The following is a 22,669-nucleotide window of genomic DNA, read 5'->3' on the forward strand; positions in this document are numbered from 1 at the left end:
TCAATAAGATGGAAGCCGAACGATTGACGCTATCTTTAGATAAGCAAGCCGTAATAACGATTGAAAACATTGAATTGGATCCTAATAATTATGTCAGCTATAGCAAAAGGGCGACCCGTGAACATCACCGGTCACCCTTTTGCGTTTTCAGTTTCACTTCAAAGGCTGCCCTTCCGCCATATCGTGACGAGAAGAGCAGCCTTCGTTTACTTAAGTTTGATTTTTGGGGATACCATTCAAACTTGGGACGTAATCAGCGGCCTTGTTGCTCTCTAGCGTTATCGCTTCTTCCGTGAAACTAGCGTGATTCTGTTGATTGTCTTTTTTATCCGCGCGGTTATCTTCACGGTCATACTTAGGATCGGCGTCATTTTTAGGCATAGCTTTCACCTCCACTCTCCTCGTTAGTATGAGAAGGTAGTTTGCATTTTATCCCAGAGAGTATCGGATCTTCTATCGTCCGCCTGCAAAAGCATAACGGAACCATAAATAGGGAAAAACATCCAAAGGGAGTTTAATCTGTACGAAAGTTGTGTGAATGCGTTGGAAATGAAATATGTAAAAGAAACGCGATGTTTTAAAATCTCCAGGGTTTTCCCAACGGATGTAAATAACCATGAGACATTGTTTGGCGGCAAGCTAATGTCTTATATCGACGATATCGCTTCGATATCCGCTTCCAAATTATGTCGTGTGACAGCAGTAACAGCCTCCACTGATTCCGTTGACTTTTTACAGCCTATCAGGCCTACAGATTCCGTTTCGCTAGAATCCTTCGTGACTTGGTCGGGTAAAAGCTCGATGGAGGTTTTTGTAAAAGTAATCAAAGAGGATTTAAGAAGCGGGGAGAGGAAAATCGCAGCGACCTCTTTTCTCACCTTTGTTGCTTTGGATGAGCAGAATAAAACCATACTCGTGCCTCGTATAGTGCCGGAGACGGAAGAAGAAAAAAAATTGCATGAAACGGCCGAACATCGAACTGAAATGAGGAAACACCGCAGAGAGGAAAGTAAAAAGTTCGCTGATTATTTGCTAACGACGTATCCTTGGGAGTAATATTGTCGGTTTGAACGCATAGAGGGCAAGAACCGCCTGCCGTACAGGTAAAGTTTGAGAAGGCTGCCGATCCCATGCGGGTGGCAGCCTTCTTCTACGATTTAAAACCAGCGTTCCTATCTTCTCTATTTATTAAATGAGCGTACGACCAGCACATCTGATAGTTTCGCTACATACTCTATATAGATTTTAAAGAAGGAGTTGATTTTATGCCAGCACCAGTATCAAAAGGCGATCAATCAGGAAACCAAAGCAATGGTTCACGTGGAAACCAAAGCCACGGTTCACCCGGAAACAGAAGCAACGGTTCGCGCGGTAACCAAAGCCATGGTTCACATGGTAACAAAAGCCACGGAACACGCGGTAACCAAAGCCATGGTTCACATGGTAACAAAAGCCACGGAACACGCGGAAACCAAAGTAACGGTTCGCATGGTAACAAAAGCCACGGAACACGCGGAAACCAAAGTAACGGTTCGCATGGTAACAAAAGCCATGGAACACGCGGAAACCAAAGTAACGGTTCGCATGGTAACAAAAGCCACGGAACACGCGGAAACCAAAGTAACGGCTCGCATGGTAACAAAAGCCACGGATCGAATGGAATCGTTAGTTAAAAGAAGCAGCAGGTTGTCGATTTTTTTTCGGCAGCCCTACATATACCATCCGCGATACTCATTCAAGCGTCATCATTCTTTAGCTTCTCCTCAAATTAGACGAGTGCACTGGCGAATCACGTTTCACAGACATACAATTTAATATCTTATTTTCAGGAGGCCTTATTGATTCAAATGAGAAAAAAAACAAAAAAAGTAAAACCATACGCTCGCATACACGGTCAACTCATGAATAGCTCTTTTAATGAGCTCGAGCTTATGGAATCACACCCAAGTACGAAAACGAACACACGACCCCAACACATGCTTAATTCCTTAACATTGGAGTCCTCGAAAATAAAATGACGGTACCCCACCCGCAAGCGAAGCAGGCTGCCAACTCGGCAGCCTGCTTTCTCTGGCGTATTCCCTCTTTATTTTCGGCCATAGCCATTTCCCGTGGCATTATCCGTTGCATTCATGTTAAGTTTTTAGTCCACTTATTCCAATATGTGCTTGGGTGAAGCGCAGGATGCTTGAAGAAATCGCCGGCATCGGTAATCTTCTTCGACACGCTCAGGTCATACTCGATCATAGCTTTGACCTTTTCAGCGAACGCAGGGCTCTTCACCAGAAGTCCGAGTTCATAATCATGGCAGGAGCTTCTCTCGTTCAAATTGTAGGAGCCGTGGAACACGGCGTCTCCACGGCGGTCGTAGGTGATTTTCCAATGGGAAAACCGTTCCGTCGCGCTATAATCATAGAAAGAAACTCCTTTTTCGAACGGTCCATACATATGGCTGCGCACCGCCGCAAGATTCGTTGGATGGTCATTATGCTTTAGGCAATTGCATATAACAATATGTCCTGCCCGCTCTTCGTCCAGGCTCTGGAGCATCTCCCAAAAGGACTCATCGATCAAATAAGGATTCACAATGAATACCTCGTCCCCAGCATGTTCTAGAAGAGCGAGATGATATTTCTGGTTCAAATTAATGGGATTTCCAGGAAAGCTGGCGAACAATGTACAATCTTCCTCGCCAAATGGTTCCATAGCAGACGGTTTATAAAATTCATTCTCCGGGTCGAATAAGTCGTCGCCAAGCAAGCTCCACTGGGCAGCAAAAATCCGATTTGCCGAAAATGCCGCAGATCCGCGGATCCGAAAACATCCGTCATGCCACTCTTTTGACTTACCGGGAATCCCTAGAGCGCGTCCCTCTGACTCTACATTACCCGGCGTCAATATTGGCGTGCTGGCTAAATACTGATCCCCTACGTTGATGCTTCCGAGTATAAGCGTGTGTCCGTCTGCGACCAGGAACTTCCGATGGTTGATCATGTTCAGTCCGGTCACCATCTGTTTTTGCGCAAAATCCTGCAAGTATAGATAGCTTTCCGGAACGCCGCTCTTTTTCAGTTCCGCGCGTTTGTCCGGCCATTCCTCCGCCGGATAGCTGCTGTCAAACGTATTTTGAAGCCGGGCTCCGGCTGCTTCCAGCTTGTCTCCCAGCAATTTGAATTTTCCGAATTCCAAGTTTAACTCGTACCCTAGCGACGTCACCGTATAATCAACCATTAAGCGGACGACCACGCCTCTAGACAGCGCATTCAGCAACGCTTGCGTAACGAGCTCCCCTGACTTGTCATTGAAAAACAACATGAACGAGCAGTGAATATAGCGTTCGGCACGGGAAATCTCCTCAAGCAAAACGTTTAGGTTGTCCGGCCCGTTTACGAAAGCCTCTACGCGGTTGTTTCGAGTCGTATGAGGGGCAAGCAAGCTGAGATTATCCAGATTCATTTGGCCCAAAAGAGACTCCAGCCTCCCCAGAATCTCATCCGTCACCCCCGGCAGACTTTCCAGCTCGCTGTAATCTCTTATTACGCCGCCTAGCTTCTCGTGCATGAACCGCGCGGCCGAAGCCAAATTAATATATCTCTCTGCAAAAAGAGCAGCTATCTTCCCATCCTCCACTGCCGAGCTCACGAACCCATCGTAAAGCAGGTAATTGAAGAAATCGACCATTCCTTGGCGAAGCTTATCTTTTTTTTCTTCATCCGCTATGATATATTGTGTCATCGGGCACACCCCTCCGTCTAAAGAAACGAACTACACTAATGTTATTAAACACCATTAGAAGTTCTGACACAGAGGCAGCACTGGCATATCCGCTAATCCCATACCTTCGGCCGCTCGATCGCGGCTGTTCTCATATAATCCAATAATTGACCGGCGTGAACAGATTCGTGATAAGCGATTCTCATTAACATATCTCCTAGAGCACGAACGTAACCCACATCGCTTCGGTCAATTTCTACCTTTGATAAATCCTCTTCCGAAAATGACATCACTGTCTGTAAAAATTGTTTTCTATAGGATTGGGCAAAAGCAAGCTCATCTGCAACGGTTGTAAATGCACGGTTTTCGTAAGGTGATTCATATGCGGCCAAGCTTCCTTTATTCAGCAGCGCTAGGTGGTAATAATGTTCGCTCTCCAAAACATGGCGGACCATTTCTTTTATACTTAATGCATGTTGGTCCGGCTTCCAATCTAAGCTTGCCTCCGGGATACTTTCCCATATCTTTACGCTTCTGCGTCGGACTTCCTCAAAATTCAATACAATAACTTCGATTGCGTTCACGGGCATCCATCCTTCCAGTTTCCATTAACGCATTTATTATACCAGAACATACGTTCCGAAAACAAAAATAAGCTCTCTACCGAAAACCGGCAGACCCGCGCAGCAGGCCTGCCGATTCGGAGAAAGCCCCAGCGGCATCAAAGAATGGAATAAGCAGTTTCGACAATCAAGCTTCGCTTACAGCTGATTAACCGGCATCAATAGCGGCTGCTCCACATAACCGGCTTGTATGCCGAATTGCGGCTTTGGCCGTTCAATAGTTTTGCCTTGCAGCGCTTGAACCGCCAAATAAGGCATGTTTACCCCTGACAAGCATGTGATGTAGAGTCCGCCCGACATACGCGGATTGATCTCAAGCAGCTTGGGAACGCCATTGTTGTAGCGTACTTGAATATTAAAGGCATACGGTATGCGCAGGCTGGCCGCAATGCGTTCCGCAATATCCAGCAGCTCAGCCGATTCCTCAAGCAAATACGTTCTGCCCGTGGATTTGCGGCGCGGAATTGCGGTCAGGAGCTCGCCATCTTCGGTCGATACGCAATCAATGCTGTATTCTGTTCCATCCAGCAGCTCCATCACCATCAACGTGTCGAAACGATCCGTTAACGACAACGTCTCATACGCCTGCTCGAAAGTCGTCGACAGCGTGACATAGCCGTAAAGATCTTGAAGCGGATCACGCTCGTTGTCGATGATTCGGAAGCCCATGCCGCCTTCGGACTTCGTTGGCTTGAAGCACACCTTATGGCCGGCCGCCGTAAGCTCTTCATAAGCTTGCTTAAACTCCTCTGCCGTGTTAGCCACGCGGTAGTCGGGAATGGTCACGAGATCTTTCCCTCTCAACGCTTCGTAAAATTTATCCTTCTCGATCATCGCGTCCAGCAGCTCAATATCGCGGCACACCATTACCTTCGTGCCAATCTCGTCAAAAAGCTGCGCATATCGCGATATTTCTTCCATATGGAGACGCGGAATAAAAATATCGATTTTATTTTTTTTGCAAAAATCCACGCAAAAATCCACATATTCCCGGCCAAACACAGCCGGTTCCGTTCCAATATAGTCCGATGCCAGCAGGGACATATGGTTAATATCGGGATGCGTGCCAAAAAACTCAAAGGACTCCCCGTCCGGATTGTTCCGAATCATATTTATATAATGGTACGCTACCGAAAACCAACGATTCATATACACGCGTGTCATTTCGAAATACCTTCTTCCCTGTCATTAAGAATCAAATAGCTGATGCGTTTATGATCTGCGTGCGTGCTCTAGGATGGAATCAAGCAGCTCTTCAGAGGCCAGCGCCCCCTTGGCTTTCGTAAACTGAATATGTGGATGCTCCGAATAAAAACGGCCTAATTCGCCGTGAACGGGCGAGATCGCGTAATCTGCCGCAAGCAGCAGACTCTCATCAAGCAGGCTGTCTCCTGCCGCATAAACAAAGGTTGACTCCAGCTTCTCCTTCACATATTGAATGGCTGCGCCCTTGCTTACCTTCTCCGGAACCAAATAGATTTTGCGGCCCTGAAGAGAGTAGCTCCAGCCATGCGAGGCCAGTTGCAGCTTCAGCTCCTCCAATGATTCATGCGGCAGATTCTCTCTATCCACGACGATGGAATAAAACAGCTCATCGCAAAGATCATTTGATTTCACCCAATGCGAAGAAGAGATTTTGGCAAAAAGGTCCGCAATCGCTGAGCTTTCCGCACAATGCCGCTTGACTGCTTCGCGTACGAGGCTATGCCATTCCCGGTCGATTTGCCCGTTGACAAGCACGGTACCGCCGTTGCTCACAATAACATATTCCGGACGAAACTGCTCTTTAATGCCGAATATTCGATTGAACTGCTCGGGTATACGCGTCGTTACCGGAACAAAGCGCGCAAGGCCCGTGAGCTCCTGCAGCTTCTGAATGGCCGGCTTCGTCATATACGAAATATGCCTGCCCTCGTACAGCTCAACCGGGACCATGTCTTCAATCGCTGTCTCGCCCTTCGATCTCACGGAATAGATTAACGTTTGATCCAGATCGCTCGCAAAAATCATTCCGAATCCCCCTTCAAAGCTTTGATAATGCCGCAGCAGGAATAGGACATATTCGGATACTCCTCCACGGGTACGCCGCGATCCTTTGCAAGCAGCAAAATATGCTTGAGATTCGGGTTGTCCAATCGGTCGACAAGGATTTTCCAAGGCACCCTCCGCAAGAGGACGCGGGTCGTCTCGCCTACGCCGGGCTTAATGAAATTGATATCGCTTATCCCAAAATCACTTTGGATACGGGTAATATCCTGCATGCCCCGCCAAGTGATTTCATTTTGCTCAGGACTCTCCTCCATTTGCAGGGCTTCTGCTTTGGAGACGGATGCCGACTGCTCGAAAAAAGCGGAAACCGTATCTACGAATACGCGTGATTGGTCTGCTTTTTCCCAATCCTTATAGTACTTCGCGCCGTGAAAATCATCTGCCCCGATCAAATCGCCGCGCAGCACGGTTCGGCTGATCAAGCCGGATACAGTTGCGTTCAGGCATGCGCTCGGTATAAGGAAGTCCTCCCTTGTCCCAAACAAACCCGCGCAATAGCCAGGATCCGCAAGAACGGCAAGCTCGTCGCTGAACTCGATGCCATGCTTGTGTTTCATTCGGCTGCAAGCTTCGATAAGCACCTTCGTAATTGCGCCCTTGCCGGTCCAGCCGTCCACGAACTGCACATGCCGATCCGGGTGGTTCTGGTTGATATAAAGCAAGGCATTCTCGTCAATGCCTTTGCCTCTAATGATCGAAAGGCTGTAATGCGGAATCTCTTTGCCGTACACCTGCTTGATATACCGTTTGATAAGCACGCCAATCGGAGTTCCGCCTCTTGCCAAGGATGCAAGCACGATATCCAATCCGTGCTTCTGAATGATTCTCTCCGAGACGGTTCCCACCGCCTTGGCGAGCCGCTGCGCAGAGTCGCTGAGCGTATTTTGGAACAATTGTATATATTCGGCGGTAGGCTGATATTCAATCGGGAGGCTCTCCGAGTAATGGCCGCCAGTCTGCATGGCCGCTTCCCGCTCCTCCGTCCGCTGCTCTAACGAAACGCCGCTTAGATCCTTCAAGAGAAAGGTAACATCCCCTTGCTCATAGCTGCCCATCGGCGCAGGATCGGCAAGCTTTTTCCGGCTAAAATAGACGACATGCACCTGCGGGATTCCCAGAGTCAGCAGAACCTGCTTCAGCTCTGCCAATTGCTCAGCCGCTACCTCCCGCTCCATGAATAGAAACATTTCATCATAAGCTCCGCGTGGAATATTATACATAAAGTTCATGACGCCAGCATGCTCGGGGGAAGCGAAGCGGTAAGCGGATCGAACCGCATAATGCGGATTGGAATCCGGATGGATCGGACTGCGCGTACTGGATTGGTACCAAGCGTCCTCACCAAGCTCAGCGGCCACGCGCATGGGTATGTACATAAACTCACCCGTTCCCATGCAAAGCGCCTTGCCGCCCGTTCTATGCTCCCGCAGGATCGCAGCTGCCTGTTCCACTTCCCTGTCCAACAGTCCGCTCTCCGCCGTCGTTAAGCCGAAACGCCCCGTATGCTTCAAATAAGAAGCTTCACCTTGCAAGGAAGATAGTGCTGCAAACCGATTATTCATATATACGAAATTTATAGCAGGTTCCAGCTCCTGGTCCCGCTTCTCTTCCGGTTGATCCGTGCTTTCAACAGGCGTTCCCGAGACGGTAATCTGTCCAGCTACCAGCGAAAGACATTCCACGTCAACGTCCAGCTCCCGCTCCAGCTCGCTGAAGCGCTGAATATCCTCATCGGAGCGCCAATCCAGCAGACTTGCTACGATATAATTTTTCTTCCCGTATCTGGCATGCAGATCGTGAATGATGTTGATCGCCGTTTTACCCGTCGTCATCTCGTCATCGACTAATACGATCGTTTCGGCTTGCTGAAAAATAGCCGGATCTTCCGCATAACACCGATGCGTCGTCGCGTGGGAATGCTCTTCCTCGAAGTCGATACAGGAGCTCCTATGCGCGATGCTCTCGCGGGTCGTATGCAAGAAGGCCGCATCGCCGTCAAACATATCGAACATGCTGTGTCCAAGCGCGGTTGCGGTCTCCGCAAAGCCAATGAACAGCGTCTTTTCCTTCACCTTCATCTTGTTTCGCTTCATCTGCTCATAGGTGCCTCGCGCTGATTCCGGCGACTCGAATGCATGCAGCAGCTTCTCGATTTGAATCGGCAGCGCTTCGCCTTTAAACTGCTGGTACAGCAAGCCAAGTGCCGCTCCCGATAACAAGGAAACATGCGGATTTACCGGAATATGCTTGCCAAGCACCTTGCTTACGAACAAAAAGCTTCGTTTCTTGTTGATACGGGCTGCCATTTGGAACAATCGCTCCAGCGGAATATCGAAGACGTTGCTCGTTACTTTGATCGTAACCTCTAAATCTCCAATAATATTATACGATTGCAGGCTCCCGTTCTTCTGCGAGTAAGCAGGTGAAGTTTTGGTTTTCATTTAGCACCCCATATATGTTCGATCTGATCAATATTCGTTTGGCCCAAGTCATATGCGGCTTGAACTCATTCATTTTGTTCGAATAACGGCTTTTCATGACGCCTAAATCACCTTGGTTATTTTCGATAATATGCAGAGCGTCCATATACTCCTCATGCGTGACGACAAGCATGGCTTGTACCGGCTTAATATGAGTCGGATGAATGATCGTTTTACCTATAATGCCGTTTTCCTTGTCCATAGCAACCTCGCGAATAAGCCCGTCCACGTATTTATTAATATAATCCATGCGTAAAATACGGCCGTGCCTTCCCATGCTCTCCTCGAACGGCGTTTGCCGGAGCTGCGGCTTGAAGACCCGATCGCTCTTGAAATACTCCCATACCGGCCCCGAGATCACATAATGATTATCCATTCGCCCAAAAACATTCACGATATCCGCTATGCAATCACGAATAACGCCAATGTCATAGATCGTATGGTCCGGACTTCTCCGGAGCCCAAATAGACTGGAGAAATCAGTTGCGCCGATTCGTACGTTCAGCACATATTCCTTATATTCATTCAGCAGCTCCGAAATGCCGAGCAGCGTTTCGATCCGTTTCTCCCGGTAAATCACGTCAGCGCTCTCCAAAATAGGCATCCCGTACAGCGTTGAACCGGTTGTTACGTTGCGTTTGTTGAACTCAGCAAGCAATCTGAAATACTCCTCGCCGGTTTCCGCATTGAATTTCGGGAATACGATGCCCGTCACATATTGAATTTCTTCTCCAAAATAGGACAGCAGCCGTTTGAGCTGATCCACCGAGCGTATTCGGATGAAAATAAGAGGAATATCGTTGACGCGCAATAAACCGATCGAAAGATATCTTCCAATCTTCAATAATGTGGCTTTCAGGTTCTCTTCCGCATATTCTAGTTGATTGTCGCCTACTGCATCTTCAAGGTCTATCACCATAGACACGAGTCCCTCGTGCTTATCGGCTACCAAATCATCTGCTATGTTATCCTTGGTGGCAGGCATATAGAGCGCTGCACCAATCGCGTGAGCAAGAATTTCTTTGTCAGCATTATTATTGAACTGAGTCGGAAGGGAGTAAAAGAAATGCTGCTCTTCTTCATTGGTAAGATAGTTGAAATACCTCAAAGTGATCCCTCCTAAAAGTTTGGTAAAAGAAGCCGAGAGTGAAAAAATATCCCTCGCGTTCCATTGAGGGATATTTCGATAATCAGATTATTTGCTTAGTTAGACGGCTTTTGAGCCTTTTTTGTTTCGTACCGCGCTAAAGATGAGCGTACCGCCGAATACAGCGATGATTAAACCGAAGAAGAATGCATGAGGCACATGCAAGTCGTATGCTCCCCCGATCATTTTCGCTGCAATCAAGATAATGAGAATGAAGGCAGCCTTCTCGAGCTCAGGAAACTTATCGATAAGCTTGAGGAATACTTGGGCCACGCCGCGCATCATAAGCACACCGAGAATACCGCCCAGGAACAGAACCCAAACCTCTTCGCTCACGCCAAACGCAGCTAGAACGCTGTCGATACTGAACGCAATGTCCATGATCTCGACGGCAAGCACCGTACGCCAGAAGCCATAGCCTTTATTTTGAACCACTTCTTCTTCATCGCTGCTCTTCTTGCCAATGTATGGAATAAGCGGAATGCCGCCAACCCGGGCAAGCTTGAATTCGAGATGGAACAAATTGCTTAACGCAATCCATAATAAGTATAATCCGCCCGCGACTTTAATCCACGTAATCTGTACGAGATAAACACCGACGCCAATCGCCACGAAACGGAAAATATAAGCACCGATAATCCCGTAGAACAAAGCCCTCTTCTGCTGCTCTTTCGGTAAATGCTTAACCATAACCGCCAATACCAGCGCATTATCTGCTGATAACAGCCCTTCCAAAAGGACCAAGGTTGCAATAATCCCCCAGTTCGTGGGATTCGTGAATACCGCCGTTAAATTGTCCCAATGAAAGAAGCTTCCAAAATTCGCTATTATGTTTTGAAAAAAATCAACCATTCTTTAAAACCTCCGAATATAGCATTATTTGCTTCCTTGTACCCATCTAAGTCCCCAGCTGTACGCCTCGTCGAGCTCTCGATGCCCAGAGAAATACTGAACGAGCCGTTGAATGCTGAAGGTTTGATCGTTTACGTTCTCGATCATCGCAATCGCACACATGCCCTTGCGATTGTTATGCTCGTCCATCCGTACCTCTATATCCGGTCCGCCCGATTGGCTGATGGTAACTACACCCGCCGCTTCAGCCCAGTTGGTGGCTCCTTCATAGATATACGCATAGATGACGACTCTTTTAATTTCGGATACTTTATTGCCGTTTATTCTTAGATTTTCTCCTGTCGTTATGGAGCCTGTCCGGTCGTCGCCGTCAAGCGACACATACGGCGGCCTCGAGAAGTCGCCGAAGCTGTTGCCAAGCGCCTGAACCGAGCCCTTCATGCCGTTCTTCAGCTCGTATAAGCAGCCTACATCCAGATCGACGCCGCCGCTTGACCGGCCAAAAAATCCTGTGGAAGCTTTCTTTTGATTCCAATTCAAGTTCACGACGATCTCGCCGAGCGCACCGGCGCCTTTTTGCAAGTTGATCACATCGCCGCGTTTCTTTAATGAAATCTTGCTAAGGCTGATCGGTGCGTTGTTAGGCTCCGGAATGACAGGCTCCGGAGGCTTAGGCGGAATGATTGGGGCCTTCACTTCCGCCGGCGGATTAGGGGCCGGCGCATCCGGCTTCACCTCAATGCCGAAGCTCTTGCAAAGCGCAGCAAGACCGCCCGAATATCCCGAGCCGATCGCATTGAATTTCCATTCGCCATTATATCTATATAAATCTCCTACGACAATCGCAGTTTCGATAGAGAAGTTTTTTCCAAGTTCATATCGCAAAATTTCGCGTCCTGTTCCTTCGTCAATGACACGGATATAAGCATCATTCACGCTAGAAAAACTTTGTCTCTTTGCTTCCCCATCATAAATGGTTAACGTAAAAGAAATACGTTCAATCGCTTGAGGCACATCGTTAATGCGTATCATAACTTGTTCCTGATCGGTTTTCCCGGCTAAGCTTCGTTTATTATCACCTGCCAGCTCGATCGAACCGTTTGTATCCTTGGGGTTTCCGTAAAAAATCAAATCCTGATCCCCTGCCGCTTTTCCGCCTGCCCGCAATAAAAACGCCGAGAAGTCAACGTCTACCCCCGCCGCGCTGCTCCATCCCATACCAACAAGCAGGTTCTTAAAGGATGGATTGTTTTTGGTTATATCGGCTTTCTGACCTTTCGTTAGGGAGAGCTCCATGCGTTGACCGCCTTTCAGTAATTATAGAATAGGGTGACAAATCTGCACCCTGCCACCCTAAACTTCATATGGTTTACACGGATAGACCATAATTGCGGCAAAGCGCCGCGAGTCCGCCTGAGAAGCCGGAACCGACCGCTTGGAACTTCCAATCCGCGCCATGCCGGTAAAGCTCGCAAAATACGATCGCGGTTTCAACGGAGAAGTCTTCTCCAAGATCGTAACGAAGCACTTCTCTTCCGTTAGTCTCGTCCACTAAGCGAACAAAAGCATTCGAAATCTGGCCGAAGTTTTGGTGCTTGGTCTCAGCATCATGAATAGTGACGCTAATTCCAATTCGCTCAATGTGAGCAGGAACCTTTGCAAAATCAATTTTGATTTTCTCGTCGTCCCCGTCGCCCTCGCCTGTGCGGTTATCGCCAGTATGCTCAACTGCGCCGCCATATGCAATCAATGAGTTATAAAATACAAAATCCTTCTCGTCCTTGGCCTTGCCATCCTGGTGCAGAAGAAATGCGCTCGCATCCAGATCAATTTCACCGCCGCCGGTATACTTGTTCGTATCCCAGCCGAGACCGAGAACAACCTTCGTAAGTCCTGGATTGGTTTTGGTAAGATCAATCCGTTGTCCCTTGGAAAGATTAATGGACATCGTTTATTCCTCCTTGAAATGAGCTAGGTTTGAACGCCAAAATCCTTACATAATCCTTCTAGGCCGTTTTGATAACCGCTGCCTACGGCGCTGAATTTCCAATCGTTATTATAACGATAAAGCTCGCCTACCACGACAGCTGTCTCAACCGAGAAATCCTCACCCAAATCGTAGCGGATTAATTCCTCGCCCGTTTCCTCATTTACGACACGAACATACGCGTTAGCGACCTGACCGAAGTTCTGGTTTCTTTGCGCGGCGTCGTGAATCGTAATGCAAAAGGCTACCTTCTGAGTATCAGCGGGCACGGCGGATAAATTAATTTTTATGTTTTCATCGTCGCCAGCGCCTTCTCCGCTTCGATTATCGCCGGAGGAGACAATGGAGCCGTTTGTGTTCGATTTATTATTGTAAAAAATAAAGCCGCTCTCGTTATTTACTTTACCGGATGCATTCAAACAAAAAGCTGTCGCATCCAAATCAAATGTATTGCCGCCGTCGTACTTATTCACGTCCCAGCCGAGGCCTACGGCAATTTTGGATAAACCGGGGTTTGATTTGGTCAGATCGACCTTCTGCCCTTTAGATAAATTTACTGGCATGAAAATGCCTCCTCGTGGACTATGGCTACTTTAAAAAAGGGCCGCCGCCGGCGACCCTTTACGGGTAGTGAAGTGCAATTAGTTAGCGGATAGGCCGAAGTTGCGGGCAAGACCGCCTAGGCCGTCTTGGAAGCCGCTGCCGATCGCGCTGAATTTCCATTCGCCGGAATGACGGTAAAGCTCGCCGACGATTACAGCTGTTTCTACGGAGAAATCTTCTCCAAGATCATAACGGATCAGTTCCGTTCCGCTTTGCTCGTCTACGATACGAACGAAAGCGTTGGATACTTGTCCAAAGTTTTGGCTGCGCTCTGCACCGTCATAGATCGTGATGCAGAATGCGATTTTGTCTGTTTCAGCAGGTACGGCAGACAGGTCAACGCTTACTTGCTCATCGTCGCCGTCGCCTGCGCCCGTACGGTTATCGCCTGTATGAACGACCGAACCGTTGCTGTTTTTAGGGTTATTGTAGAAAATAAAATCCGACTCGGAGCCGGCTTTGCCTTGTCCATTCAAACAGAATACAGAAGCATCAAGGTCAAAGTCTTTTCCGCCGTCATATTTATTAGTATCCCAGCCTAGACCTACAGTGATTTTCGTAAGGCCCGGGTTTGTTTTCGTAAGATCGATTTTTTGACCTTTGGATAAGCTAATCGCCATTTGAAATGCCCTCTTTTCTCAATATAGTTATTGGTATTGACGAGCAAGAATATCAACATGAGGAGCATGAGTGCCTTCCCCAATTGCACTAAACTTCCATTCACCGCTGTGTCTGTAAAGCTCACCTACGACCAAAGCCGTTTTGCCCGAATAATTATCCGTCAAGTTAAAGCGAATTAACTCTTGATTGTTAGCCGGATTAACGATTCGTATAAACGCTGATTTGATCATGCCAAAATCTTGGCGTCTGGATTCACATTCATAAATGTTAACCACGCAAAGGATTTTGTGAATATTAGCAGGTACTTGGTCTAGCTGTACGATGATTTGCTCATCGTCGCCGTCGCCGTCACCCGTAATGTTGTCGCCCGTATGAACAACTGAACCGTTGCCGTTTTGCTTATTGTAGAAACAAACGAGATTCTTCTCGCCGCCAAGCTTGCCGTTTTCGTCGAGCAGCAGCGCTGAAGCATCACAGTCCACGTTAGCCGCCTTCTTCATTCCGAAGAAACCGCCTTTAACCTCTGCGGGATCCCAGCCCAAGCCGACAATAACCTTGCTAAGACCAGCATTGCCCTTCGTTAAATCTATCTTTTGACCTTTTACGAGAGAGATAGCCATTGTATTTGCACCCCCTTAATATCGATTTGAAATACCCTACCCATCAATACGCCTATTCGACATGCAAGTTCCAAAAAAAAAGCGAGATCATTACATTATTCTACAAAAGCCGAATATTCCCTCTTATCCGTAGAGGCTAGGCATGAAATAAACGGCATGGCTATGAACGCTCCGAAGCGGAGCAGCCTGCATCAATTTTATAACAATCGCCACACCAATTACAAATTCCTACAAATAAAGAAACAATAAGTTGGAGGTTGGACAAGGTTTATGCCGGATGCCAGGGCGACTTTCTAAAAAAAAGCGGTTAATCTGCTTCTTTTTCGCAAAAAAAGCTGGAAAAATCAGAGCATTCACGAGATAATTATAGGTGTAAATAAAATGATGCGAGGTGTTTGAATGGAATTTATAAAAAAGAATAAAACCAGCCTCATTTTTGGTGCCTTGCTCCTCATTAACGGCTTATTTTTATTGTCCCTCTTCCTCCAGAAACGCTAAAAAACCAAACCGCTTCCATCCGTTGACGATTACGTTCTCTTATACACTCTCTCCGGCCTTCCGACTGTTCCATAGGAAATGTCAGCTACCAATTCACCTTTGGCCACAAAATACTCCAAGTACCGCCGAGCGGTCGTACGGCTGAATCCGGCCTTCTTCCCAAGCTCTTCCGCGGTCAGCACCTCCGGACCGCCGTGAATGAAGGTGAAAATCTTCTCGCTCGTTATTTTATCGATCCCTTTTGGGAGGTAGTTATCCTTGTCCGCTCTATCGCTTGCTCCCCAAAGCAGCTGATCGATTCCCTCCTGATCCACTTGCTTATTCGCTCCGCCGAGCAGCTTCATTTGATTATGATACTTGTGATAAGACTTCAGCTTCTCTTGAAAACGTTCAAACACAACCGGTTTGATCATAAAGTCATACACGCCGCCGCGGATGGCCTCCCGTACCGTGTCAAATTCCTTTGCAGCCGTAATAATGATCACATCCGTTAACGGGTTGTTTTTCTGAATATATTGGAGAAGGTCAAGTCCGTTCATATCGGGAAAATATAAATCGAGCAGAACGAGATCCGGGGCCAAAATGTCCAAATGCTCGTGTGCCAGCTGCTCATCCGTCGCAATTCCGACCACTTCGAATCCCGCTATCTTTTCCACAAAACGGCGATTAATCTGCGCTATCCGAAGATCGTCCTCAATAATAACCACGCGTATCATAGCCCACTCTCCTTTTCTTTTGGAATGACGACGGTAAATATAGTGCCTCCCTGCAAACGGGAATGGAAGCTGATATGTCCCCGCAACTGCTGTACCGCTTGTTTGACAATGGCAAGACCATAACCCCGATTAGCCTCATGCTTCGTAGAAAAACCAACCTCGAACAGATGTTTTGCGGCGTCCTCCGCTATGCCGCCCCCATTATCTTCGATAGCGATCATTAAAGCCTTGCCTTCATCAGTCAGAAAGACCCTTACTGCCTTATCGTCTCGGCTTGCGGCTAATACGGCCTCCAAGGCATTATCAATCAAATTGCCGATGATCGTTACGAGATGATTTCGGCTTATGCCGCTTGGGATATCTTTAAAGGTGCTCTTCGTATCAATTTCCAAACTCACCTTTAGTTCGTTGGAGCGGTTAAACTTTCCGATTAGGATTCCGCCAATAATAGGGTCCGGTATCTCTTGCAATAGGAAATGAATAAGATTTTGATGGACATCCGTTTCATGCGTAATAATATCCATCGCTTCCTGATACGATTCCAGCTGGATAAGCCCATATATCGTATACAGCTTATTGGAATACTCATGCGTCTGCGAACGCAGCGCTTCCGTATATCGTTTTACTTGCGTAAGCTCCTCCGTTAAACGAAGCAGCTCGGATTTGTTGCGGAAGCTGGATACGGCCCCCACCACTTGGTGATAGTGATCGAAAATCGGCAGACGATTGACCACAACCATACTGCCGTTTATAACCATTTCCTGATCAATTTCAGCATGGCCGGATTTGATAACCTCGAGTAATCGAGACTCAGGTATGACGTCCCATACATGCTTTCCGGCAATCTCCGTCTTTTCAAGCGGGTCGATTAGCTTTAAAGCCGTTTGATTGGCGAGTGTAATCATTCCCTCTTTATTAATCGCAATGATCCCTTCATGTATAGTTTCCAAAATAGCTCTCTTCTCCTGGTATAACAAGCCGATTTCCTTAGGCTCGAGTCCGTGAATGGACCGTTTTACGCCGTTTGCAATCGCAATCGCCCCTCCGCATCCGACCATGAGCGCAATTGCCGCAAAAATGATCATCGCATTTCGATAGGTCGCGGCAGATTCATGAATGTCTTTGACTAAGATGCCCACCGATACAATACCAATGATTTGATTATGGTCATCATAGATGGGTGTTTTCCCACGCAGCGACGGCCCCATTGTGCCCACTGCCTCCGAAATAATCGATTCGCCTCTTAAAACAGGCCCGTTGTCTCCGCCGACCATTGCTTTCCCGATTCGGTCCGGCAGGGGATGCGCATAACGAATGCCTTCCCGGTTTCCGATGACAATGTATTCGGCATCTGTCTCCATGCGAATCTTTTCCACGATGGGTTGAATGATTGCCGACGGATTTTCCTCGTCAAATGCTTCCTTAATTACATCCATTAATGCTACTGTTTTTGCAATTTTAAGTGCAGAGGAGCCCACGTTCTTCTGCAATGTCATAACCAACATCCGTTCAAAACTAAAGGTTAGCGCGATAATAATGATGAATAAGAGCGTCCCGATTAATAAAATAAGTCTCGTTTGTAATCGCATACAATTATCTCCTTGCCTATGAACATATGACCCAAGTGCTGGCGGCATTGCCTTTATTGTATTCTACATATTTCCCGGAACATAGCCCCCTGAATCGATTTTGGCCGTAATTTTTATGAACAAAATTAACGTTATGAATTCTTTTCAACTTATTTCGTTATTCTGTTCATCCCAAATAAGCGATGCTAGTATGAAGCGTATAAGTCAAGTAAGCGCTTTCAAATTATTGCTGCGTTTGCTTGATAGATGCTAAAGGGGGAATTTTCGCATGGTGTTCAAATCTAATCATTGGAAAACGATAATAGCCGCGGCTTTTGTTGCCGTCAGTCTTACAGCCTGCAGCGGAACCGCATCGAACGGCGGGAGCTCGGATGCTGCCAACTATCCGGAGAAGCCTTTCGTGGTCACGGCGCCTTCAGGGGCCGGCGGCGGTTGGGATAAGACGGCAAGATCGCTCACCAAAGTACTCGGTGAAACGAAGCTGGTCGATCAGACGATGACCGTGGAGAACAAACCCGGCGGCGGCGGTACGGTTTTTTTAGCTGAATATGTGACGAAAGACAAAAATGATCCTTATAAGCTGTTTGTGAGCTCGCCGCCTATTCTCATAAACAATCTTAAAAAAGAAGGAAACAGCCCTTACGGGTACAAGGATGTCACCCCGCTCGCGCAAATAACGAAGGACTACGGCGCGATCGCTGTTGCTGCCGATTCCAAATACGATGATCTTCAATCGCTAATCGACGACATAAAAGCCGATGCTTCAAAAGTTACGCTGGCAGGCGGTTCGGCCCCTGGATCCATGGATCATTTGATCAGCGTATTACCGGCCTTTAAATCGGGAGTAGATCCGAAAACAATCAAATATTTGTCCTATGACGGCGGAGGCGAAGCGATTGCCGCATTGCTGGGCAATAACGCGAATGCGATCGGAACGGACATCTCTTCGCTTGGCAGTTACTTGAAAGCAGGTAAAATCAAAATTCTTGCGGTGACTTCCACTGAACGGCTTGGCGGCGACTTTAAGGATGTTCCGACTTTAAAAGAGCTTGGCATCGATGCGGAATTCACGATCTGGCGCGGCGTATTGGGCCCGAAAGGCATGACGGAGGATCAAGTCGCCTACTGGGACAAAACATTAAAAGCGCTTTCCGAGAATGAAGCCTGGACGAAAGAATTAAAGGCAAACGATTGGGCGAGCGAATACAAAAATTCCGCTGATTTTGCAGCTTTCTTAGCGGATCAAGAGGTAGTTGTACAAGAGCTGTTAACGGCGCTTGGCATGCAAAAGTAATCGTTGTCCCAGGGAGGGAGCAGGTCCCTCCCTTTATTTTTTCATTGGAGGTGCTTCACGGTGAACAAAGGATTTGACCGATACGCCAGTATTGTATTTTTTCTTCTAGGAATCGGTTTTATGTGGCAGAGCACGGCCATCAGCTCATCGGCTTACGGCAGCACGGTAGGTCCCAATATTGTGCCCTTCGGCCTCGGAGCCGTTTTAGTCCTTTTAAGTCTGCGTTTGTTCTACGAGGCATTGAAAACGAAGCATCAAAGCGGCCAGGAACAAAAGCTCGATTACAAGCGGTTTCTTATCATTTTCGCAGCTGCCTTCTTGTATGTGTTCTTCTTAGAAACGATCGGTTACATTATCGGAACCTTCCTCTTCCTCCTCGTCGGCTTTCAAGTATTGGAAAGAGGAAAATGGCTGAAATCGGTCATCATCTCCGGACTTTTTGCAGTAGGAGTTTACGTTATCTTTGTCGTCATTTTGGAAGGCTCCATGCCGGGCTTCCCTTCTTGGCTATCGTAATGAAAGGAGGAACATGAATGGACACATTGCAATTTCTCGCAGACGGCTTCGCAACCGCCTTTCAGTGGCATAATTTGCTGTTTGCTTTTATAGGCGTGTTAATCGGTACGGCTGTAGGTGTACTTCCCGGGATCGGCCCCATGAGCGGCGTCGCTTTGCTTATCCCGATTACGGCTTCAATGACCGGCGGATTGCCCCCGGAAGCGGCGGCAACAAGCTCTATTATATTGCTTGCCGGCGTTTATTACGGAGCGATGTACGGCGGGTCAACGACCTCTATTTTGTTAAATACGCCGGGAGAATCCTCCTCCGTCGTGACTACCTTAGACGGCTACCAAATGGCTAAACAAGGAAGAGCCGGGGCTGCTTTATCGATATCGGCGATCGGCTCTTTCGCAGCAGGGTTATTTGCCGTCATTGCGCTTATTGTGCTAGCAGAGCCGTTATCGAATGTTGCCATTAAGTTCGGGCCTGCGGATTATTTCTCCTTAATGCTCCTCGGACTGTGCGCGGTCAGCGGCTTAGCCGGCAAATCCGTAACGAAGGCTCTTATTATGACGGTGCTTGGCCTGCTTCTGGCCACCGTCGGCATGGATACGGTATCGGGTGTCGCGAGGTTCACTTTCGGCATTCCTCTGCTCTATTCCGGACTTGAGTTTTTGACTGTTGCGGTCGGACTGTTTGCTTTGGGTGAAGTATTCAAGACCATATTGGAGAACGATTACTCCGCCGGCAAGACAGCTAAGATCGGACGTATTTTTCCGACAAAGCAGGATTTAAAGGATAGCGCGGGACCGATTGCGCGCGGCTCGGTATTAGGATTTTTCATTGGCATTCTGCCTGGTGCGGGCGCCACCTTGGCCTCTTTCTTCAGCTACATTTTGGAGAAAAAAATCAGCAAAAATCCCGCTTCTTTCGGCAAAGGAAATATCGCCGGCGTAGCTGCTCCCGAATCCGCTAATAACGCAGCATCCGGCGGAGCCATGATTCCTTTGCTTACGCTCGGCATTCCCGGATCGGGTACAACCGCGATTTTGATGGGCGCCTTGATCATGTATAACATCCAGCCGGGTCCTTTGTTATTCGAGGAGCATCCTCAGGTCGCTTGGGGGCTGATTGCCAGCATGCTGATCGGAAATCTCATTTTGCTTATTCTTAATATGCCGCTGGTGAAAGTATTTGCCAAAATCATTCAAACGCCGCCGAAATATTTGATTCCTATCATTATCGCTATTTCTATTTTTGGCGTATACGCCGTGCAGGCGCAAATCTTTGATCTCTTGCTGCTGCTTGGCTGCGGGGTTGCCGGGTTCCTGCTCGTGCGCAACGATTATCCTTTGGCTCCGCTCGTGCTTGGTCTGGTGCTGGGGCCGATGATTGAAAACAATATGCGCAGAGCGTTAACGACTTCCAACGGCGATTTTATGATTTTCCTGCAAAAGCCGCTGTCTCTCGTTTTCTTAATCATTGCGGCATGCTGGATCATTGTTCCCGTCTTGTTGAAAAAGAGAGGGAAAGAGGTTGTAGTGAACGAGGAAGGCTAACAAATAGAGCATGATGAACTTATCAGATGGAGGTAGCCATGGATAACAATAGACTCGGTGGAAAAAGCGTGATTCTTAGGCTCGAAATGAATACGAATGAGGTTCATTTTGGACAGGTTGCATCCTCCATATTCGAAGCCGGTGGAGATATCGTAGCCATCGACGTCATTCAAACCAGCCAAAATGTGACGGTGCGGGACATTACGATAACCGTAACCGATACGGTCGATATCAGCATTATTACAGAAACGATAAAGAGCTTGCACGGTGTCCGGCTGGTGAATATTTCAGATCGAACGTTTCTGCTGCATCTTGGCGGGAAAATAGAAACAAAGCTTAAAGCGCCAATTCAGAACCGCGATGATCTCTCACGCGTTTATACGCCAGATGTAGCACGCGTATGCATGGCTATTCACGAAGAGCCGAGAAAAGCTTTTACATTAACGATCAAGAGAAACACCGTTGCCGTCATTTCGGACGGAAGCGCAGTCTTAGGGCTTGGCAATATTGGCCCTTATGCGGCTATGCCGGTTATGGAAGGCAAATCGATGCTTTTCAAGCAGCTGGCAGACGTCGACTCCTTCCCTATCTGCCTGAACACGCAGGATACCGAGCAAATCATTGCGACGATCAAAGCGATCGCCCCCGGGTTCGGCGGGATCAATCTTGAGGATATTTCTTCTCCCCGATGCTTTGAAATCGAACAAAGACTGCGTGAGGAATTGGATATCCCCGTATTCCATGATGACCAGCATGGCACGGCAGTCGTATTGTATGCGGCATTAATCAACGCCTTGAAAATCGCAAACAAATCCATTCGTGAGATCAAGGTGGTCGTTTGCGGAATCGGAGCGGCAGGCGTCGCCTGCAGTAAAATTCTTTTGTCCGCAGGGGTTAAAGACATTATTGGCGTGGACCGTCAAGGCGCCATAGCGGCTGGAAATGCATATGACAACGGCATGTGGCAGTGGTACGCGGAGCATACCAATCCTAATCGCGTTCAAGGCAGCTTACAAGAAGTCATTCGGGGAGCAGATGTATTCATCGGTCTTTCTGCCGGAGGGCTGCTTCGCCGGGAGGACGTTATGATGATGGCAGACAACCCGATCGTTTTTGCCATGGCCAATCCGACGCCGGAGATTAAGCCCGAGGAAGTCGAGGATATTGTCGGCGTCATCGCCACTGGCCGTTCGGACTATCCTAATCAAATTAATAATGTATTATGTTTCCCGGGTATTTTCCGCGGAGCTTTGGATTGCAGGGCGACAACCATTAATGAGGAAATGAAGCTTGCAGCTGCCGAGGCCATTGCTTCGGCCATCTCCGATGAAGAAAGAAGCCGGCATTATATTATTCCGAGCGTCTTCAATCAAGCAGTCGTGAAAGCCATCCGCGATCTCGTAATCAAAGCGGCTATAAAGTCGGGCGTTGCCCGAAGAATACCCCGGGAGTATAGATGATATAAAAAGATGAACAAGCAATGAACGGAGGTTGCCCTATGAAAGCTGAAATTCGAGGCATTGTTGACATTAACCAAACCGCAGCCGAATTTATATCAAGCATCGTCCTTCGTATCAGCGATAAGAAATTCGTCGACGTCAAAAGTATCCTTGGCCTAAGTATTTCACTTTACAAAAACCTTGCGTACACTCTTGAAATTCATGGTCCCGACGAGGAAGAAGCCAAATCCGCCATGATCGCTGTTTTCAACAAATATCATCTTCATGTGGAGGTAAACCGTTAAACGCCTGTCACTGATTGACGGAACAAAGGAGCTATCTATGAGATAGCTCCTTTGTCCGTTCATAATCCGGTA

The 22,669-nt window shown here is 47.8% G+C and carries 22 protein-coding genes and 1 pseudogene; 7 read left to right on the forward strand and 16 right to left on the reverse strand.

Annotation, left to right across the window (positions count from 1 at the left end; all coding sequences use genetic code 11):
* Positions 1-210: 210 nt before the first annotated feature.
* Positions 211-381, reverse strand: a complete 171-nt coding sequence (locus tag ACN6MW_RS09580) for a hypothetical protein (RefSeq protein WP_419875266.1) — start codon at positions 379-381, stop codon at positions 211-213.
* A gap of 162 nt (positions 382-543) precedes the next feature.
* Between ACN6MW_RS09580 and ACN6MW_RS09585 the strand changes: the two genes are divergently transcribed.
* Entirely contained in the window at positions 544-1,056 is a 513-nt protein-coding gene (locus tag ACN6MW_RS09585; protein ID WP_419875267.1) for an acyl-CoA thioesterase, read from the forward strand.
* Positions 1,057-1,311: 255 nt separating this feature from the next.
* Complete coding sequence (locus ACN6MW_RS09590) at positions 1,312-1,815, forward strand: hypothetical protein (RefSeq protein WP_419875268.1); 504 nt, start codon at positions 1,312-1,314, stop codon at positions 1,813-1,815.
* A 315-nt stretch (positions 1,816-2,130) separates the two neighbouring features.
* On the opposite strand, the gene ACN6MW_RS09595 is transcribed toward ACN6MW_RS09590, so the two are convergent.
* The 15 genes and pseudogenes from ACN6MW_RS09595 to ACN6MW_RS09665 form a co-directional block, all read right to left on the reverse strand.
* Positions 2,131-3,735 (reverse strand): phospholipase D-like domain-containing protein, encoded by a 1,605-nt coding sequence (locus ACN6MW_RS09595; protein WP_419875269.1) that lies wholly within the window; start codon positions 3,733-3,735, stop codon positions 2,131-2,133.
* Positions 3,736-3,827: 92 nt separating this feature from the next.
* Complete coding sequence (locus ACN6MW_RS09600) at positions 3,828-4,298, reverse strand: DinB family protein (protein ID WP_419875270.1); 471 nt, start codon at positions 4,296-4,298, stop codon at positions 3,828-3,830.
* Between the two features lie 177 nt (positions 4,299-4,475).
* A complete protein-coding gene (locus ACN6MW_RS09605) occupies positions 4,476-5,501 on the reverse strand; it encodes an ATP-grasp domain-containing protein (RefSeq protein WP_419875271.1) in 1,026 nt (341 codons plus the stop codon).
* Between the two features lie 48 nt (positions 5,502-5,549).
* Positions 5,550-6,347, reverse strand: coding sequence for an HAD family hydrolase (locus ACN6MW_RS09610; RefSeq protein WP_419875272.1), 798 nt, complete (start codon positions 6,345-6,347; stop codon positions 5,550-5,552).
* Positions 6,344-7,498 carry a cysteine protease StiP family protein gene (locus ACN6MW_RS09615; protein WP_419876315.1) on the reverse strand — a complete coding sequence of 385 codons (1,155 nt, stop codon included), beginning with the start codon at positions 7,496-7,498 and terminating at the stop codon, positions 6,344-6,346. The genes ACN6MW_RS09610 and ACN6MW_RS09615 overlap by 4 nt, the downstream gene beginning before the upstream one ends.
* A gap of 72 nt (positions 7,499-7,570) precedes the next feature.
* Positions 7,571-8,827: pseudogene (locus tag ACN6MW_RS09620) on the reverse strand (phosphoribosyltransferase family protein); the annotation flags it as partial.
* Positions 8,769-9,974, reverse strand: a complete 1,206-nt coding sequence (locus ACN6MW_RS09625) for an HpcH/HpaI aldolase/citrate lyase family protein (protein ID WP_419875273.1) — start codon at positions 9,972-9,974, stop codon at positions 8,769-8,771. The pseudogene ACN6MW_RS09620 and the gene ACN6MW_RS09625, both read right to left, overlap by 59 nt.
* Before the next feature lie 99 nt (positions 9,975-10,073).
* Entirely contained in the window at positions 10,074-10,865 is a 792-nt protein-coding gene (locus ACN6MW_RS09630) for a TerC family protein (RefSeq protein WP_364145140.1), read from the reverse strand.
* A 24-nt stretch (positions 10,866-10,889) separates the two neighbouring features.
* A complete protein-coding gene (locus ACN6MW_RS09635) occupies positions 10,890-12,161 on the reverse strand; it encodes a TerD family protein (RefSeq protein WP_419875274.1) in 1,272 nt (423 codons plus the stop codon).
* Between the two features lie 73 nt (positions 12,162-12,234).
* Complete coding sequence (locus tag ACN6MW_RS09640; protein ID WP_419875275.1) at positions 12,235-12,813, reverse strand: TerD family protein; 579 nt, start codon at positions 12,811-12,813, stop codon at positions 12,235-12,237.
* Positions 12,814-12,836: 23 nt separating this feature from the next.
* Positions 12,837-13,415, reverse strand: coding sequence for a TerD family protein (locus tag ACN6MW_RS09645; RefSeq protein WP_364145135.1), 579 nt, complete (start codon positions 13,413-13,415; stop codon positions 12,837-12,839).
* A gap of 78 nt (positions 13,416-13,493) precedes the next feature.
* On the reverse strand, positions 13,494-14,075 hold the full coding sequence (locus ACN6MW_RS09650) for a TerD family protein (RefSeq protein WP_419875276.1): 582 nt from the start codon (positions 14,073-14,075) through the stop codon (positions 13,494-13,496).
* A 27-nt stretch (positions 14,076-14,102) separates the two neighbouring features.
* Positions 14,103-14,696 (reverse strand): TerD family protein, encoded by a 594-nt coding sequence (locus ACN6MW_RS09655; protein WP_419875277.1) that lies wholly within the window; start codon positions 14,694-14,696, stop codon positions 14,103-14,105.
* A 527-nt stretch (positions 14,697-15,223) separates the two neighbouring features.
* Positions 15,224-15,910: a response regulator gene (locus tag ACN6MW_RS09660; protein WP_364145129.1), complete on the reverse strand. Its 687-nt coding sequence runs from the start codon at positions 15,908-15,910 to the stop codon at positions 15,224-15,226.
* A complete protein-coding gene (locus tag ACN6MW_RS09665) occupies positions 15,907-17,499 on the reverse strand; it encodes an ATP-binding protein (protein ID WP_419875278.1) in 1,593 nt (530 codons plus the stop codon). Before ACN6MW_RS09665 ends, ACN6MW_RS09660 begins: the two co-directional genes overlap by 4 nt.
* 268 nt (positions 17,500-17,767) lie before the next feature.
* Here ACN6MW_RS09665 and ACN6MW_RS09670 point away from each other — a divergent pair, with 268 nt between their 5' ends.
* The 5 genes from ACN6MW_RS09670 to ACN6MW_RS09690 are packed head-to-tail and all read left to right on the forward strand — an operon-like array spanning position 17,768 to position 22,597.
* Entirely contained in the window at positions 17,768-18,793 is a 1,026-nt protein-coding gene (locus tag ACN6MW_RS09670; RefSeq protein ID WP_419875279.1) for a Bug family tripartite tricarboxylate transporter substrate binding protein, read from the forward strand.
* Positions 18,794-18,853: 60 nt separating this feature from the next.
* Positions 18,854-19,309, forward strand: a complete 456-nt coding sequence (locus tag ACN6MW_RS09675) for a tripartite tricarboxylate transporter TctB family protein (RefSeq protein ID WP_419875280.1) — start codon at positions 18,854-18,856, stop codon at positions 19,307-19,309.
* Positions 19,310-19,326: 17 nt separating this feature from the next.
* Positions 19,327-20,853 (forward strand): tripartite tricarboxylate transporter permease, encoded by a 1,527-nt coding sequence (locus ACN6MW_RS09680; protein ID WP_419875281.1) that lies wholly within the window; start codon positions 19,327-19,329, stop codon positions 20,851-20,853.
* 38 nt (positions 20,854-20,891) lie between these two features.
* Positions 20,892-22,313 carry an NAD-dependent malic enzyme gene (locus ACN6MW_RS09685; protein ID WP_419875282.1) on the forward strand — a complete coding sequence of 474 codons (1,422 nt, stop codon included), beginning with the start codon at positions 20,892-20,894 and terminating at the stop codon, positions 22,311-22,313.
* Positions 22,314-22,351: 38 nt separating this feature from the next.
* Entirely contained in the window at positions 22,352-22,597 is a 246-nt protein-coding gene (locus ACN6MW_RS09690) for an HPr family phosphocarrier protein (protein WP_419875283.1), read from the forward strand.
* Positions 22,598-22,669 lie beyond the last annotated feature (72 nt).

Origin of the sequence: Pristimantibacillus sp. PTI5 (genome assembly GCF_048572955.1) — a bacterium.
GTDB lineage: Bacteria > Bacillota > Bacilli > Paenibacillales > Paenibacillaceae > Pristimantibacillus.

What these genes read in the sequence shown, in the direction of transcription:
- ACN6MW_RS09580 (WP_419875266.1), bottom strand. Translation starts at nt 381, where the DNA reads ATGCCTAAAAATGACGCCGATCCTAAGTATGACCGTGAAGATAACCGC.
- ACN6MW_RS09590 (WP_419875268.1), top strand. Translation starts at nt 1,312, where the DNA reads ATGGTTCACGTGGAAACCAAAGCCACGGTTCACCCGGAAACAGAAGCA.
- ACN6MW_RS09595 (WP_419875269.1), bottom strand. Translation starts at nt 3,735, where the DNA reads ATGACACAATATATCATAGCGGATGAAGAAAAAAAAGATAAGCTTCGC.
- ACN6MW_RS09605 (WP_419875271.1), bottom strand. Translation starts at nt 5,501, where the DNA reads ATGACACGCGTGTATATGAATCGTTGGTTTTCGGTAGCGTACCATTAT.
- ACN6MW_RS09610 (WP_419875272.1), bottom strand. Translation starts at nt 6,347, where the DNA reads ATGATTTTTGCGAGCGATCTGGATCAAACGTTAATCTATTCCGTGAGA.
- ACN6MW_RS09630 (WP_364145140.1), bottom strand. Translation starts at nt 10,865, where the DNA reads ATGGTTGATTTTTTTCAAAACATAATAGCGAATTTTGGAAGCTTCTTT.
- ACN6MW_RS09635 (WP_419875274.1), bottom strand. Translation starts at nt 12,161, where the DNA reads ATGGAGCTCTCCCTAACGAAAGGTCAGAAAGCCGATATAACCAAAAAC.
- ACN6MW_RS09640 (WP_419875275.1), bottom strand. Translation starts at nt 12,813, where the DNA reads ATGTCCATTAATCTTTCCAAGGGACAACGGATTGATCTTACCAAAACC.
- ACN6MW_RS09645 (WP_364145135.1), bottom strand. Translation starts at nt 13,415, where the DNA reads ATGCCAGTAAATTTATCTAAAGGGCAGAAGGTCGATCTGACCAAATCA.
- ACN6MW_RS09650 (WP_419875276.1), bottom strand. Translation starts at nt 14,075, where the DNA reads ATGGCGATTAGCTTATCCAAAGGTCAAAAAATCGATCTTACGAAAACA.
- ACN6MW_RS09655 (WP_419875277.1), bottom strand. Translation starts at nt 14,696, where the DNA reads ATGGCTATCTCTCTCGTAAAAGGTCAAAAGATAGATTTAACGAAGGGC.
- ACN6MW_RS09660 (WP_364145129.1), bottom strand. Translation starts at nt 15,910, where the DNA reads ATGATACGCGTGGTTATTATTGAGGACGATCTTCGGATAGCGCAGATT.
- ACN6MW_RS09665 (WP_419875278.1), bottom strand. Translation starts at nt 17,499, where the DNA reads ATGCGATTACAAACGAGACTTATTTTATTAATCGGGACGCTCTTATTC.
- ACN6MW_RS09670 (WP_419875279.1), top strand. Translation starts at nt 17,768, where the DNA reads ATGGTGTTCAAATCTAATCATTGGAAAACGATAATAGCCGCGGCTTTT.
- ACN6MW_RS09680 (WP_419875281.1), top strand. Translation starts at nt 19,327, where the DNA reads ATGGACACATTGCAATTTCTCGCAGACGGCTTCGCAACCGCCTTTCAG.
- ACN6MW_RS09685 (WP_419875282.1), top strand. Translation starts at nt 20,892, where the DNA reads ATGGATAACAATAGACTCGGTGGAAAAAGCGTGATTCTTAGGCTCGAA.
- ACN6MW_RS09690 (WP_419875283.1), top strand. Translation starts at nt 22,352, where the DNA reads ATGAAAGCTGAAATTCGAGGCATTGTTGACATTAACCAAACCGCAGCC.